The organism is Neisseria mucosa, from assembly GCF_013267835.1.
Taxonomy (GTDB): Bacteria; Pseudomonadota; Gammaproteobacteria; order Burkholderiales; family Neisseriaceae; genus Neisseria.
Window position 1 is genome coordinate 1036182 of sequence record NZ_CP053939.1, and the last position, 13972, is coordinate 1050153.

Here is a 13972-nt window from a genome sequence, read left to right on the forward strand (position 1 = left end):
TTAAGTAAAGCACCCAAAATGTTCAATGTACTCGCCATTATTGCCGCCTATCTTATCGGCTCCCTGTCTTTTGCCGTCATCGTATCAAAATATTACGGCATGGACGATCCGCGCACTTACGGCTCCGGCAATCCCGGTGCCACCAACGTCTTGCGCAGCGGTAAGAAAAAAGCGGCCGCACTGACCCTGCTCGGCGATGCAGTAAAAGGCTTGGTTGCCGTCATCTTGGCGCGCTGCCTGCAAAATGCTTTAGAATTGTCTGATGCAACAATAGCCCTGGTCGCCATTGCAGCATTGGTCGGTCATATGTGGCCAATATTTTTCAATTTTAAAGGCGGCAAAGGCGTAGCCACCGCATTGGGCGTCTTGCTCGCCCTCTCCCCCGCAACCGCCCTGCTCTGCGCCTTGATTTGGCTGGTCATGGCGTTCGGTTTCAAAGTTTCCTCCCTCGCCGCACTGGTTGCCACCGTCTGCGCACCCATCTTCGCCTTCTTCATGATGCCGCACGCCTCTTGGGCATGGGCAACCGTATTCATTGCCGCATTGGTGTTGTACCGCCATAAAAGCAATATTCAAAACCTGATTCAAGGCAAAGAAAGCAAAATCGGGGATAAAGCCGGTAAATCTTAAAAGCGTAGCTACCATGCATAAAAGGCCGTCTGAAGTCTATTTTTCAGACGGCCTTTTGTAGTTTCATTCGCATTATTCACGCGTAATCAGTCAATCTTAATATACTCCACCGACAAAATCTCTATAACCTCCTGTCCTTCCGGCGTATTCAAGACAACTTCGTCGCCTTCGCGCGCTTTAATCAGGCTGCGTGCCAAAGGGGAAATCCATGAGATTTTGTTTTTAGCGGTATCGATTTCATCTACGCCGACGATTTTGACGGTTTGTTCTCGACCGTCTCCGCGCAGTAAGCCAACGGTTGCACCGAAGAAAATCTGGTCCGTGGCTTCGCGCGCTTCTGGATCGACGACGACGGCGGCTTCCAAGCGTTTGGTTAGGAAGCGGATACGGCGGTCGATTTCGCGCATGCGGCGTTTGCCGTAAAGATAGTCGCCGTTTTCGCTACGGTCGCCATTGCTTGCCGCCCAGTTAACGATTTGGACGATTTCCGGGCGTTCTTTGTTGACCAGGTGATAAAGTTCGTCTTTCAATGCCTGCCAGCCGGTAGGCGTGATGTAATTTTTGGTTTCGGTACTCATGATGTGTTTAAAACATAATTAAAGGCCGTCTGAACGTTAATTTTCAGACGGCCTTTATTGTAAGTCAATTTACTTTATTCTTCATCATCGCTATCGCTGATACTGATGCTGTGTTCCATTTTGCTTGGATGTACTTTTAAGCCGCCGCAACCTGATTTTTCGGCGGAGAGGCGGTTTAGATATGCTTCATCGATATCGCCGGTTTGATAAACACCGTTGAAGCATGAAGAATCAAAGGATTCGATTTTGGGATTGAGCGCTTTGACTACTGCTTCCAAGTCTTCTAAATTTTGGAAGACGATACCGTCCGCGCCAATTTCGGCTGCGATTTCTGCCGCGCTGCGGCCGTTTGCAATCAGTTCTTCACGGGTCGGCATATCGATGCCGTACACATTCGGATAGCGTACTTCGGGAGCGGCAGAAGCGATATAGACTTTGCGTGCGCCTGCCGCGCGTACCATTTCAACGATTTCACGGCTGGTCGTACCGCGTACGATGGAATCATCCACCAATAAAACGCTCTTGCCGTTAAACTCGGTTTCCATCGGGCTGAGTTTTTGGCGTACTGATTTTTTGCGTGTTGCCTGGCCGGGCATAATAAAGGTGCGGCCGATGTAGCGGTTTTTAATCAGACCTTCGCGGTAAGGTTTTTCGAGATGGACGGCAAGCTCCATCGCGCTGGGTCGGCTGGTATCGGGAATAGGCATAACAACATCTATATCGTCGACAGGCAGCTCGCGTTTGATTTTTTCTGCCAAAGATACGCCCATATCCATACGGGACTGATAAACGGAAACGCCATCGATGACGGAGTCCGGGCGGGCAAAATAAACATATTCGAAAAGACAAGGGCTTAATTTGGCTTTATCGCTGCATTGACGGGAAATAATCGTGCCGTCAAAACCAATAAATACGGCTTCGCCCGGCTGGATATCGCGTTCCAAATCATAGGCAAGCGCATTGAAGGCAACGGATTCGGAGGCAACGGCATAAGATTTTTTACCGGATTCGTCAATTTGCGAACCCAAAACCAACGGACGGATGCCGAAAGGATCTCGGAAAGCCAGCATACCGTATCCTGCAATCATGGCTACTACGCCGTATGCGCCGCGCACCAAACGGTGCACCTCGGAAACGGCGTTGAAAATATTGTCGATGGTGAGTTGGTAAGGAACTGTATTTTTAGAGACTTCGCGGCGCAATTCATGCGCGAATACATTGAGTAATACTTCGGAATCGGAGCTGGTATTAACATGGCGCAGGTGTTTGTTGCACACATTCTCATACAGCTCTTCGGTATTGGTCAGATTACCATTATGTGCCAAAACAATGCCAAACGGAGAGCTGACATAGAAAGGCTGGGCCTCTGCACTGCTGCCTGCATTGCCGGCAGTCGGGTAGCGGACATGTGCGATGCCGGCATTACCTACCAAGTCGCGCATGTTTCGGGTACGGAACACTTCACGTACCATGCCTTTGCCTTTGTGCATATGAAACGTGCTGCCCTCTGCAGTCACAATGCCTGCCGCATCCTGACCACGATGCTGCAGCATCTGCAGACCGTCATACAGCAGCTGATTGACCGGCTCATGACTGACCAAACCTAATACACCACACATATCGACACTCTCCGAGTTTTAGGGTTAAATGGGTAAGGCGTCATTATAAAATAATTTAGAGGAGTTTGCCCAAATTGTTGACAATATAATGCTACCTTCAGACAAATAAAAAACGGTTTCAAACGACCTTCAGGCCGTCTGAAACCGTTAACATTAATCATCCGCTTCCTCATGCATATCTTCTTTTCTCGGCAGATACGGCATTGCGGCATCGGCAAGCGATTCAAAATACGGAATCGTATGGGAACTTTGCCACTCTTCCGTCTTCGGCAAATCGGTATGCGAAAAAACCATCACAGCCAGTGTTACCAAAATCACACCTTTCACTGCACCGAATACGCCGCCAAGCAAACGGTTGATGCTTCCCAGACCAACGGCAGACACCAAACTGCTTAACAGCGACCGTGCCAGTTTTTGCAACAGCCACGCCAGAAAAAACACAGCGGCAAAACCCATGGCAACCGCCAAAGCATGCGGCTCAACCGATTTAAAAACCACATCGGCAAACGGCACGGCAAGCATTCTGGCTGCAATAAACGATCCCACCCATGCCACCATCGCCCCTGCTTCGGCAATAATCCCCCGTGTCAGCGAGATAATGATGCAGATGACGATGACGGCGGCAGCCAACAAATCGGCAACAGGCAAATTACTCACTGGTTACCTGACCGGCAATGCCATGTACTCGCAATTTGTTCAAATCACGCTCGGCATCGCGTGCATTTTTATAACTGGCTGATTTCACGCGATACACCTTACCTTTATCGGTCATGACTTCAGTAATGGTCGAATCGATGCCTGCCGCTTTCATTTTACGTTGCAGACTTTGTGCGCGTTCTTTTTCAGCATAACCAGCCTGAATAGCGGCTTTTTTCGCAGGCTTGGCTTCTGCTGTTTCTTTTTCAGCTTTAGGCTTAGCTTTTTCAGACGGCTTCTCGGCAGTTTTTACCTTATCTGCTTTTTCAGCTTTGGCAGTTTCCGGTTTAGCCTTTTCATTTTTTGGTTTTTCAACTTTGGCTTCTGCTTTCTTAGCAGGTTCGGCCTTGTCTTTTACGCTGTCTTTGCTGTTTTTGGAAGATTTACGCTCGGCAATGGCTTTCTCTGCCTTTTCCAATTGAGCTAATTTATTACGCTCAGCAGCGGCTTCACGCTCTGCTTTTTCAGCACGCGCTTGAAGTGCGCGTTTTTTAGCGGCCAATGCGTTTTCTTTTTCATCCGCTTCCTGTTGGGCTTGTGCCTTGCGTGCCGCAGCACGTTGTTCTGCCTGGCGTTGGCGGCGTTCTTCGGCTCGGCGTTCAGCAGCTTCGCGTTTGGCAGCCTCGGCGCGTTGAATACGCTCGGACTCTTCCAAACCTTTAATATTGCCGTCATCCAAAGTATCGTTGATCAAAACCAACGGCTCGCCGACATCTTCGGGAGCGGATTCACGGCTCGGCTTCAGCACTTCGACCGGCGCATTATCTTCTTCATCGCCGGCATTTTGAGGTTTGCTTTGCGCTTCGGCATCCGCATGGCGGGCTGCTTCTTCAGCCATCGCAACATCCTCTTTATTCGGCTCTAGGACAACAGCCTTGCTGGGCTCATCAGCCGTTTTGACTTGAGTCTGACCGACAGGGGCTTCTTTAAACGGTGAATTTTTATCGTCGCCGGAAGTCAGTGCCAGACCGAACAGCATACCCGATGCCACCACCAAGCCGGAAGCCAAGACCAAGCGACGGCGGTTACGACGTTTGAGTTGTTCGTAACCGTCTAAATCGTATCCGTTTGGAGTTTCTTTTTGTTTATTGTCGGACATGATAATTTCCTCGTTAGTGTTCTTTCAAAACAGCCATTACATCGGCAACAGTATGGAATGAGCCGAAAACAACGATTCTATCATTTTCGGTTGCTTTCGCCAAAGCAGCGCGGTAGGCTGCAGCGACGGTTTCAAAAACATTTACATTGTCGATGCCGTGTTCTGCCAATTTGGCCTGCAAAGCCTCCACCGTCATGCCGCGCGGTACATCTAAAGGCGCGATATTCCACTCGTCAAACTGGTCTTTAACGATTTCCAGCACGCCGTCAATATCTTTGTCAGACAACATACTGAATACGGCGGTCCGTTTTTGGGCAAAGGCAAGGTTAATCAGGCTGCGGCGCAAAGCACGGGCTGCGTGCGGATTGTGGCCGACATCCAAAACCACCAGCGGACGGCCGGGCAAGACTTGGAAACGTCCAGGATTCTCAACCAACAGCAAACCGCGTTTAATCGCGCCGATGTCAACGGGCAGCTGATTGTTCAGACACTCTAAAACAGTCAGTGCACACGCGGCATTGGACAACTGATAGGCACCACGCAAAGCAGGAAACGGCAAGGAATTGCGGTTACGGCTTTGGCCGTCTGAAAATTGCGGATGAAAGCGGTAGTTCCACTGTACACTTTCCATTGACGCAAAATCAAAATCTCGCTGAACCATCAACAGTTTTGCGCCAATTTCTTCTGCGTGTTTGACCAATGATTCAGGCGCAGGGTTTTGACCGCACACGGCCGGTTTTCCGCTACGGAACACCCCGGCTTTTTCAAAACCGACCTGCTCGACGGTATCGCCCAAAAATGCCTGATGATCCAAATCCACGCTGGTAACGACCGAACAGTCTCCATCGAATACATTCACAGCATCCAACCGTCCGCCCAAACCGACTTCCAAAATCATGACATCCACATTTTCACGCATGAAAATATCGACGGCAGCCAAAGCATTAAACTCAAAATACGTCAGCGAAATTTCACCGCGTGCCGCTTCGATACGCTCAAATGAGGAAACAATCAGGTCGTCTGAAACCGGCTGAGTGTTGATGGCGATTCGTTCGTTGTAACGCAGAAGGTGCGGACTGGTCAGCGTGCCGACTTTGAAACCGGCTTCTTTATAAATATGCGACAAATAAGCGCATACGGAACCTTTGCCATTGGTACCCGCCACCACGACAACAGGACACTGCGGCACCAAATTCATGCGTTTTTTCACTTCTCCCACACGCTCCAAACCCATATCAATCAGGCCGGAACTATGGGCAGTCTCCAAATGAGAAAGCCAGTCTTGTAATGTTTTCATTGTATTGATCGCTTCAAAAGGCCGTCTGAAACGGCCGTTTAATCCATATCTGCCGCAAGTTCTGCTTTGTCTTCTTTTTCCCGACACCAGCGCGCCCATACTTTCAGACGGCGGTAGGCATCACGGTCGGCCATATCGGGCAAGATGCAGTGTTTGACCATTTTTTCGTCAACATTCCATTGCAAAAACAAAGCATAAACCGTCAACATACTGCTGTCTTGCAAAACCGCGCTTCTTCCCTCTTCCTCGCCATTCAAGTAAACCGTCGCACGGTATTGGCGGTCTATAATGATTTTTCTGACCGCATTTCGAGTCTGAAAATTAACGCTGCGCCAAGCATAGGCAAAACTGCCGGCCAACGCCGCCAAACCCAGCCACATCATCCAGCCGTAAAACTCGGCAAGGCATAAGGCCAACGCCGAAAGGTGTAAGAAGACAATCAGAATTTTCAAAGAACGCGAGGGCTTTAAGGCCGTCTGAAAACTTCGCACGGCTTTACATCATATTGTCGAAAACAGGCGTAATGTTCAATTCCGCCTCTTCCATATCCAAAACCATATCGTGGATTTCGGTATCGAAAAATTCCCAAAAAGCCTTCAGGCTCATGTCTTGCGGCCATTTGCTTTTATCGATGTCCCAGCCGGCCAATTCGGCTTCAAAAATCTGCTGGTAGCGTTCGTCAAAATAAGAAATGACGGATTCGGGTTCGTCAAATTGCGGCACCAGGAATACGGAGCAGTTGGTGCGCAATTGCTCGACGGTCAGGTCAGGCATATTTTCATCGGCGGATTTCAGCCATTCCAAAAAACGGGCGGTCGGCTTCAGCACAACAGCAGTACGGTCAACAAAATACATTATTTTCAACTTTCAAAATCATTCAAACCGATCATGCCGTCTGAAATTTCAGACGGCCTAAGTTTAATGTGTCATCACCTGTTGCAGGAACTGTTTGGCACGCTCGTGTTTCGGATTGGTAAAAAACTCTTCCGGCGTTTCGTCTTCCAGAATCTGGCCTTTATCGACAAAAATCACACGATCGGCGACTTCGCGTGCAAAACCCATTTCATGGGTTACACACATCATCGTCATGCCGCTTTCCGCCAAGTCTTTCATCACTTTTAATACTTCGCCGACCATTTCAGGGTCAAGCGCGGAAGTCGGCTCGTCAAACAACATCACGCGCGGCTCCATCGCCAAACCGCGTGCAATCGCCACACGCTGCTGCTGACCGCCGGAAAGCTGGCCGGGCAGCGCGTCTTTTTTATGCGCCAAGCCGACGCGTTCCAAAAGCTCCATTGCTTTCTTTTCCGCCTCTTCACGGCTTTGGTTTTTTACTTTCATCGGAGAAAGAATAATGTTCTCCAAGACAGTCAAATGCGGATACAGATTGAACCCTTGGAACACAAAACCTACTTCTTCACGCACTTTGTTCAAATCGGTTTTCGGATCAGCAACATTGATGCCGTCCACCCAAATCTCGCCGCTTTCAATGCGCTCAAGTTGGTTTACCGTACGAATCAGCGTCGATTTGCCACTGCCTGAAGGGCCGCATACAACGACCACTTCGCCTTGTTTGACTTCCAGATTCACGCCGTTGATAACGTGCAAATCTTTAAAATGTTTGTGTACATTTTTGAATTTAATCATTATTTCTTTCCAAACTGCCAAAATTTTCGGGGCCTGAGTTGCGCTTGTCGCTGCCAAAGTAAAGGAATGGCCGTTTCCAGCCAAAAGCGGCAACTGACTATGCCGCCTGAGATTTCGCCTTGATTGTACCGATTGACTTTAAATTGCTCTTCTCTATCGAGACGATGCCCGGTCAATACCCAAACTGCGCCGATAATTGCCGCTTCAAAACGGTGCCGCTCAGGCGGCATATTCTTACCTGAAAAATACTGCGCCAACTCGCACCACAAATATGAATCACCCAGAACCCCCCCATTGAATAGGAGGTTGCTTAAAAATTGCCATCACTGTTTCAGACGGCCTTTTGAACCAGATAATTGCTCAATTCCACATATTTCTCAGCGGCAATGTGTTCTGCCCTGTCCTGCGGATTGATACCGACTGCCTGCAAATCATCATCGTCGGCAAGTTCCTTCAAATTATTGCGTATGGTTTTGCGGCGCTGATGGAAAGCCAGTTTCACCAGTTTGGCGAAGTGTTCAAAATCTTCCGCTTTACCGATGCGGTGTTTCACCGGAATCATGCGCACAACGGCCGAATCTACTTTCGGCGCAGGATCAAAGGACTCGGGCGGTACTTCAATCAACATTTCCATATCGAAGAAATATTGCAGCATCACGCCCAGACGACCATAGTCGTTGGTTTTCGGCTGCGCCACCATGCGTTCGACCACTTCTTTTTGCAGCATAAAGTGCATATCGATCACATCGTCCGCCACTTCGCTTAATCGGAACAAAAGCGGCGTGGAAATATTGTACGGCAGGTTGCCGACAATTTTTTTCTTGCCTTCAATGCTGTTGAAATCAAACTGCAATACATCGCCTTCGTGTATCACCAATTTATCTGCAAACGGCAAGGTTTTCAGACGGCGTACGATGTCGCGGTCGATTTCGCAGACATGCAGGCAGTTGAGTTTTTTCGCCAAAGGCTCGGTAATGGCTGCCAAGCCCGGGCCGATTTCAATCACGATATCATCGGGCTGCGGTCTGACCGCGTTGACAATATCGCTAATAATCCGCGTATCCTGCAAAAAATTCTGCCCGAAGCGTTTCCGGGCCTTATGTTCTTTCATATCTTTCTTCAAGCAAGCTGTTTAAGGCAGTATTGTAACTGAAACAAGCGTTTTTGTCGGCACGCTTTCAGACGGCATTTGCCTAATTTTAAGCAAACGGCGGCGCTTCCAAACCCAAAGATTTCAGTAGTTGCGCGGTCTCATAAACCGGCAACCCCATCACGCCGGTGAAACTGCCCTGCAAATGCTCGACAAATACGCCGCCCAAGCCCTGAATCCCATACGCACCGGCTTTGTCCATCGGCTCGCCGCTGGCAACATAGGCTGCGACTTCCTCAGCCGTCAACGTTTTAAATCGCACTTCGCTCGTCTGCACCACATCATGACACACGCCTTGCCAGTAAACGCATACAGCCGTCAGCACCTGATGCGTCCGTCCGGACAAGCGTTCCAGCATATCGACCGCATCCGCCTCGGATTCCGGCTTACCCAAAATAGCCGCACCATCCGCCACCGTCGTATCCGCCGTCAATACAGCAAACTCAGGCTCTTCGTCATGAGCTGCAAACCATTGCGCCACCGCCGCCTGATTTTTCTCGCAGGCCATACGGCGCACATACTCTACCGCGGCTTCGCCTTCTTTAGGGGTTTCATCAATATCCGCAGGAAGGCGGTGTACCGTGAAACCCAAATTCTCCAAAATCTCACGACGGCGCGGGCTGCCCGAAGCCAGATAAATTGCGTTCATTGGATTGGTTTTCCTTATTTTGAAATTTTATGCTGACCAGACAGGCGGACATAATGTGCAGCCGAATACGTCAAAAATGCCTTTTCCTCATCCGTCAGCGGACGCACTTGTCTCACAGGCGAGCCGACGTATAAAAAACCGCTTTCCAATCGCTTGCGCGGCGGCACCAAACTGCCCGCGCCTATCATCACATCATCTTCGACAACCGTATCGTCCAAAATAATCGACCCCATGCCCACCAACACACGATTCCCAATTCGGCAGCCATGCAGCATGACCTTATGCCCAATCGTCACATCATCGCCGATAATCAAAGGCGAACCGTCAGGCTTCGCCGCATTCTTATGCGACACGTGCAAAACACTGCCGTCCTGCACATTGCTGCGCTTGCCGATAGAAATGCTGTTCACATCGCCACGCAATACGGCATAAGGCCAAACGGATACATCTTCCGCCAGCGACACTTCGCCAATCACAACCGAAGTCTCATCTATAAAACAAGACTTATCAACCGACGGCACATAATCCAGAAACGCACGAATAGGGTTTGCCATTTCCAATATCCTTTTCTCAAAACCAAAACTGATCAGGCCGTCTGAAACACGGCGTAAAACGATTTTATACTACAACCATACTAAATCAAGCCAAAAAATCATCAAAAGGCCGTCTGAAACAGCTTTCAGACGGCCTTTCATCATAAACCCTTTATCTTGGCCCACCACTATTTATCATTAGCGCCTCATCCATCTTTTATGGAATAATCGTCTTCATTTGATTGATGGAGAAGCCGATGGAGACACGTTCGGGAAATTATGCAGCGCCCCTATTGGTCGTCGGCTGCGTCGTCTTCGGCTTGGGCAGTTTGATCGTCAAATTTGTCGATGTCGGCTCTTACGCCATCGCATTCTGGCGTTTGCTGATTGCCGCCCCCATATTCTTCCTGCTCGGGCGTTTTTTCAGACAAAAAATACCCACGAAAAGAAAAACGGTTGGCTACGCAATCTTATCCGGCGTTTTCCTCGCATTCGACCTCGCCCTTTGGCACGAAAGCATTCACGCCGTAGGCCCCGGCATTTCCACCTTGCTCAACAGCCTGCAGATTTTCTTTTTAGCCGCCATCGGCTTCTTCTTTTATTCAGAACGTCTAAGCACCTTACAAATTTTAAGTTTGATATTAGCCACCATAGGCGTAGCCTTAATCGGCAGCCCAGAGTTCGGTCATAACGACAACGCCGCATGGGGATTTGTCAGCGGCGTAGTATCCGGCGCCATGCTGGCCCTGTCTATGGTCTTCGTACGCAAAACCCATGAGCAGGAAAAAGTAGGTTTGTTTCCGCTGATGATGATTTTAAGCTTCGGTGGCGCAATGGCGCTGGTCATCCCATCGCTGCTATTCGATGCCACCCATCTTTACCCCAAAACTTTAAACGATGCGATTCTAGTCTCCATCTACGGCATCGTTATGCAATGCTTCGCTTGGGCATTGATTGCTTACGCCATCCCGCTTTTATCCTTGTCACTGACCGGCCTACTACTGCTCTCCGAACCAGTCGCCGCCATGTTGATCGATTATTTCTGGTTGGATAAACCGATTAATATCGTCCAATGGGGTGGCACCACTTTGACTTTATTGGCAATTTATTTAGGTTCGTTAAAAGACAAAAAATAGATACAAAAAAGGCCGTCTGAAAAATTTCAGACGGCCTTTTAGTCTGTTTATTGCTTATTGGATACTGGTACCGATACGGCTGAGTTCGCCCAAATTCATCCAAACAAAGAAGGCTTTACCGACAATCAACTTGTCATCGACAAATCCCCAGTAACGAGAATCGGCACTGTTGTCGCGGTTGTCACCCATCGCGAAATAACGGCCTTCTGGGACTTTACAGATAAAGCCATTGCCGTCTTCTGCGTATTCGCAATTTTCCAAACCACTTTTTTCAAGCGAGTAATTGCTTTCAGGCATCACTTCGGAGGTGTATTTGTTCAATACGGCAATAGATACGGAAGGCTGACCGGCCTCCTTGACCACGTCAAAATTTTTGCCGTTCAAGGCCGTCTGAAAACGCTCAAGCGTATGAATCATAGACGGATCGGTATCATCTGCGTATTGATAATTACCATTTGGTTTTTCGGAAATAATTTCACCGTTAACAGTCAAAACCTTATCACGGTATTCCACAACGTCGCCCGGAATACCGACGATACGTTTGATGTAATTCATCTCAGGCTGGAGCGGGTAATTGAACACCACGACATCGCCTCGGGCAATGTTGCCGACTGGAATAACGACCTTATTCAAAATCGGCAGGCGGATACCGTAAGAAAATTTGTTCACCAAGATAAAATCGCCTTTGACCAAGCCAGGACGCATGGAACTGGACGGAATTTGGAATGGCTCGGCAATAAAGCTGCGCAACACAAAGATAACCAAGATGATGGGGAAAAAGCCGCCCATGTAGTCGGTAAAATGCGCATTGTCTTCGCCGGTCTCGCTTTTTTTCAGACGGCCTTTATGGATTGCCCAAACAATACCGGTAAACACGACAAACACCAGCAATACGGCGGTAAAGCTCATAAATTCGGACAAAATACCAAATACGCCGACCATGCACAGGAGATAACTCCATTGCAGGCCGGAGCTCCATTCGCCGTTTTCCTGACGCTCTTTGCTGCTTTTGAAGTTAAGGAACAAGCCGGCCAACAGCACAACGATTGCGCCTAAAGTCAGATTTATACTCATTATTTATCACTCACTTGCAGAATCGCCAAGAATGCGCTTTGCGGAATTTCCACGTTGCCCACTTGTTTCATGCGGCGCTTACCTGCTTTTTGTTTTTCGAGAAGTTTTTTCTTACGCGTAATATCGCCGCCGTAACATTTCGCCAAAACGTTTTTACGCAGGGCTTTGACGTTTTCGCGGGCGATAATCTGGCTGCCAATGGCGGCTTGGACGGCGATATCGAACATTTGGCGCGGAATCAGTTCGCGCATTTTTGATGCCAGTTCGCGGCCTCGGTGAACCGCGCTTTGACGGTGCACAATCAGGCTCAAGGCATCGACTTTTTCGCCGTTGACCATGATGTCGAGCTTAATCAAATCAGACGGCTGGAACTCTTTGAAATGGTAGTCCAACGAGGCATAGCCGCGCGAAGTGGATTTGAGTTTGTCGAAAAAGTCCATCACGACTTCGTTCATCGGCAAATCATAAGTCAGCATGACTTGACGGCCCATGTACTGCATATTGACCTGCACGCCGCGCTTTTGGTTACACAAAGTCATGACGTTGCCGACATACTCCTGCGGCACAAGAATGGTCGCGGTAATAATCGGCTCGAGAATGGTTTCGATGCTGCCGATGTCGGGCAGTTTGGAAGGGTTTTCAACTTCGATTTTTTCGCCGCTTTTCAACACGACTTCGTAAACCACCGTCGGCGCGGTGGTAATCAAATCCATGTCAAACTCGCGCTCCAAGCGTTCCTGCACGATTTCCAAGTGCAGCAGGCCCAAGAAACCGCAGCGGAAGCCGAAACCCAATGCCTGAGAAACTTCAGGCTCGAATTTCAATGAAGCATCGTTCAGCTGCAATTTTTCCAAAGCATCGCGCAAGGCTTCGTAGTCGTGACTTTCCACAGGATAGAGACCCGCGAATACTTGGCTTTGTACTTCTTGGAAACCGGGCAGCGGCTCAGAGGCAGGGTTGGCAACCAAAGTAACCGTATCGCCGACTTTCGCCTGTCCCAATTCTTTCACGCCGGTAATCAAAAAGCCCACTTCGCCGGCTTTGAGTTCTTGTTTTTGAACCGATTTCGGTGTGAATACGCCCAACTGCTCGACCTGAGTTTCCGCCTTGGTGCTCATAAAGCGTACTTTGTCTTTCAGCTTGATGGTGCCGTTTTTCACACGGATCAGCATGACCACGCCGACGTAGTTGTCAAACCATGAATCGACAATAACCGCTTGCAACGGCGCATTTTCATCACCGGTCGGCGCAGGGATTTTGGCAACGATTTCTTCCAAAACGTCTTCCACGCCGATGCCGCTTTTGGCAGAACATTGCACCGCGCCGACGGCATCGATGCCGATGATGTCTTCGATTTCCTGTTCCACGCGTTCGGGGTCGGCGGCGGGCAGGTCGATTTTGTTCAAAACGGGCACGACTTCCACGCCCAAATCAATCGCGGTATAGCAGTTCGCCACGGTTTGCGCTTCTACGCCTTGAGACGCGTCAACGACCAAAAGCGCACCTTCGCAGGCAGACAGCGAACGGGAGACTTCGTAAGAGAAGTCGACGTGTCCCGGAGTATCAATCAGATTGAGCTGATACACCTGCCCGTCGCGTGCTTTATAGTTGAGCGCGGCGGTTTGCGCTTTAATGGTAATGCCGCGCTCTTTTTCGATGTCCATGGAGTCGAGCACCTGCGTACTCATTTCGCGCAAATCCAAACCGCCGCAGTATTGGATAAAACGGTCAGCAAGCGTCGATTTGCCGTGGTCGATGTGGGCAATGATGGAGAAATTCCGTATGTTTTTCATATTGTTATTAAGATAAATGCAATTAAAGGCTGAAAGGCCGTCTGAAAAAACAGGGATTCGGTTTTCAGACG

At 49.2% G+C, this 13972-nt stretch carries 16 protein-coding genes; 2 read left to right on the forward strand and 14 right to left on the reverse strand.

The features are described from left to right. The first annotated feature begins 18 nt into the window (after window positions 1–18). Entirely contained in the window at window positions 19–630 is a 612-nt protein-coding gene (gene plsY, locus FOC66_RS04880) for a glycerol-3-phosphate 1-O-acyltransferase PlsY (protein WP_003747215.1), read from the forward strand. Window positions 631–716: 86 nt separating this feature from the next. On the opposite strand, the gene greB is transcribed toward plsY, so the two are convergent. The 12 genes from greB to FOC66_RS04940 all read right to left on the reverse strand — a co-directional run bounded on the left by greB (window position 717) and on the right by FOC66_RS04940 (window position 9919). Further along, a complete protein-coding gene (gene greB / locus FOC66_RS04885; RefSeq protein WP_003747216.1) occupies window positions 717–1208 on the reverse strand; it encodes a transcription elongation factor GreB in 492 nt (163 codons plus the stop codon). 74 nt (window positions 1209–1282) lie between these two features. Then, window positions 1283–2827 carry an amidophosphoribosyltransferase gene (gene purF / locus FOC66_RS04890; protein ID WP_003747218.1) on the reverse strand — a complete coding sequence of 515 codons (1545 nt, stop codon included), beginning with the start codon at window positions 2825–2827 and terminating at the stop codon, window positions 1283–1285. A 153-nt stretch (window positions 2828–2980) separates the two neighbouring features. Beyond that, window positions 2981–3484, reverse strand: a complete 504-nt coding sequence (locus tag FOC66_RS04895) for a CvpA family protein (RefSeq protein WP_003747220.1) — start codon at window positions 3482–3484, stop codon at window positions 2981–2983. Then, on the reverse strand, window positions 3477–4622 hold the full coding sequence (gene ftsN / locus FOC66_RS04900) for a cell division protein FtsN (protein WP_003747222.1): 1146 nt from the start codon (window positions 4620–4622) through the stop codon (window positions 3477–3479). The genes FOC66_RS04895 and ftsN overlap by 8 nt, the downstream gene beginning before the upstream one ends. Before the next feature lie 13 nt (window positions 4623–4635). After that, window positions 4636–5919 (reverse strand): bifunctional tetrahydrofolate synthase/dihydrofolate synthase, encoded by a 1284-nt coding sequence (gene folC, locus FOC66_RS04905; RefSeq protein ID WP_003747224.1) that lies wholly within the window; start codon window positions 5917–5919, stop codon window positions 4636–4638. A 38-nt stretch (window positions 5920–5957) separates the two neighbouring features. Next, window positions 5958–6410: a protein YgfX gene (locus FOC66_RS04910; RefSeq protein ID WP_003747226.1), complete on the reverse strand. Its 453-nt coding sequence runs from the start codon at window positions 6408–6410 to the stop codon at window positions 5958–5960. 4 nt (window positions 6411–6414) lie between these two features. Beyond that, window positions 6415–6774 carry a hypothetical protein gene (locus FOC66_RS04915; RefSeq protein WP_003747228.1) on the reverse strand — a complete coding sequence of 120 codons (360 nt, stop codon included), beginning with the start codon at window positions 6772–6774 and terminating at the stop codon, window positions 6415–6417. A 63-nt stretch (window positions 6775–6837) separates the two neighbouring features. After that, window positions 6838–7566 carry an amino acid ABC transporter ATP-binding protein gene (locus FOC66_RS04920; protein ID WP_003747231.1) on the reverse strand — a complete coding sequence of 243 codons (729 nt, stop codon included), beginning with the start codon at window positions 7564–7566 and terminating at the stop codon, window positions 6838–6840. Next, on the reverse strand, window positions 7566–7823 hold the full coding sequence (locus FOC66_RS04925) for a hypothetical protein (RefSeq protein WP_155811700.1): 258 nt from the start codon (window positions 7821–7823) through the stop codon (window positions 7566–7568). Before FOC66_RS04925 ends, FOC66_RS04920 begins: the two co-directional genes overlap by 1 nt. 74 nt (window positions 7824–7897) lie before the next feature. Then, complete coding sequence (rsmA, locus tag FOC66_RS04930) at window positions 7898–8677, reverse strand: 16S rRNA (adenine(1518)-N(6)/adenine(1519)-N(6))-dimethyltransferase RsmA (protein ID WP_003747234.1); 780 nt, start codon at window positions 8675–8677, stop codon at window positions 7898–7900. 88 nt (window positions 8678–8765) lie between these two features. Then, a complete protein-coding gene (locus FOC66_RS04935) occupies window positions 8766–9365 on the reverse strand; it encodes a Maf family protein (RefSeq protein ID WP_003747236.1) in 600 nt (199 codons plus the stop codon). 14 nt (window positions 9366–9379) lie between these two features. Then, complete coding sequence (locus FOC66_RS04940) at window positions 9380–9919, reverse strand: gamma carbonic anhydrase family protein (RefSeq protein WP_003747238.1); 540 nt, start codon at window positions 9917–9919, stop codon at window positions 9380–9382. 236 nt (window positions 9920–10155) lie between these two features. Here FOC66_RS04940 and FOC66_RS04945 point away from each other — a divergent pair, with 236 nt between their 5' ends. Next, window positions 10156–11034, forward strand: a complete 879-nt coding sequence (locus FOC66_RS04945) for a DMT family transporter (RefSeq protein ID WP_141745643.1) — start codon at window positions 10156–10158, stop codon at window positions 11032–11034. Between the two features lie 54 nt (window positions 11035–11088). Here FOC66_RS04945 and lepB read toward each other — a convergent pair whose 3' ends face one another. Beyond that, on the reverse strand, window positions 11089–12108 hold the full coding sequence (gene lepB / locus FOC66_RS04950) for a signal peptidase I (protein ID WP_003747241.1): 1020 nt from the start codon (window positions 12106–12108) through the stop codon (window positions 11089–11091). Beyond that, entirely contained in the window at window positions 12108–13901 is a 1794-nt protein-coding gene (lepA, locus tag FOC66_RS04955) for a translation elongation factor 4 (RefSeq protein WP_002226499.1), read from the reverse strand. Before lepA ends, lepB begins: the two co-directional genes overlap by 1 nt. Between the last annotated feature and the right edge of the window lie 71 nt (window positions 13902–13972).

Coding starts and splice junctions, on each gene's coding strand:
- plsY (WP_003747215.1), top strand. CDS start 19: ATGTTCAATGTACTCGCCATTATTGCCGCCTATCTTATCGGCTCCCTG.
- greB (WP_003747216.1), bottom strand. CDS start 1,208: ATGAGTACCGAAACCAAAAATTACATCACGCCTACCGGCTGGCAGGCA.
- purF (WP_003747218.1), bottom strand. CDS start 2,827: ATGTGTGGTGTATTAGGTTTGGTCAGTCATGAGCCGGTCAATCAGCTG.
- ftsN (WP_003747222.1), bottom strand. CDS start 4,622: ATGTCCGACAATAAACAAAAAGAAACTCCAAACGGATACGATTTAGAC.
- folC (WP_003747224.1), bottom strand. CDS start 5,919: ATGAAAACATTACAAGACTGGCTTTCTCATTTGGAGACTGCCCATAGT.
- FOC66_RS04915 (WP_003747228.1), bottom strand. CDS start 6,774: ATGTATTTTGTTGACCGTACTGCTGTTGTGCTGAAGCCGACCGCCCGT.
- FOC66_RS04920 (WP_003747231.1), bottom strand. CDS start 7,566: ATGATTAAATTCAAAAATGTACACAAACATTTTAAAGATTTGCACGTT.
- rsmA (WP_003747234.1), bottom strand. CDS start 8,677: ATGAAAGAACATAAGGCCCGGAAACGCTTCGGGCAGAATTTTTTGCAG.
- FOC66_RS04935 (WP_003747236.1), bottom strand. CDS start 9,365: ATGAACGCAATTTATCTGGCTTCGGGCAGCCCGCGCCGTCGTGAGATT.
- FOC66_RS04940 (WP_003747238.1), bottom strand. CDS start 9,919: ATGGCAAACCCTATTCGTGCGTTTCTGGATTATGTGCCGTCGGTTGAT.
- FOC66_RS04945 (WP_141745643.1), top strand. CDS start 10,156: ATGGAGACACGTTCGGGAAATTATGCAGCGCCCCTATTGGTCGTCGGC.
- lepB (WP_003747241.1), bottom strand. CDS start 12,108: ATGAGTATAAATCTGACTTTAGGCGCAATCGTTGTGCTGTTGGCCGGC.
- lepA (WP_002226499.1), bottom strand. CDS start 13,901: ATGAAAAACATACGGAATTTCTCCATCATTGCCCACATCGACCACGGC.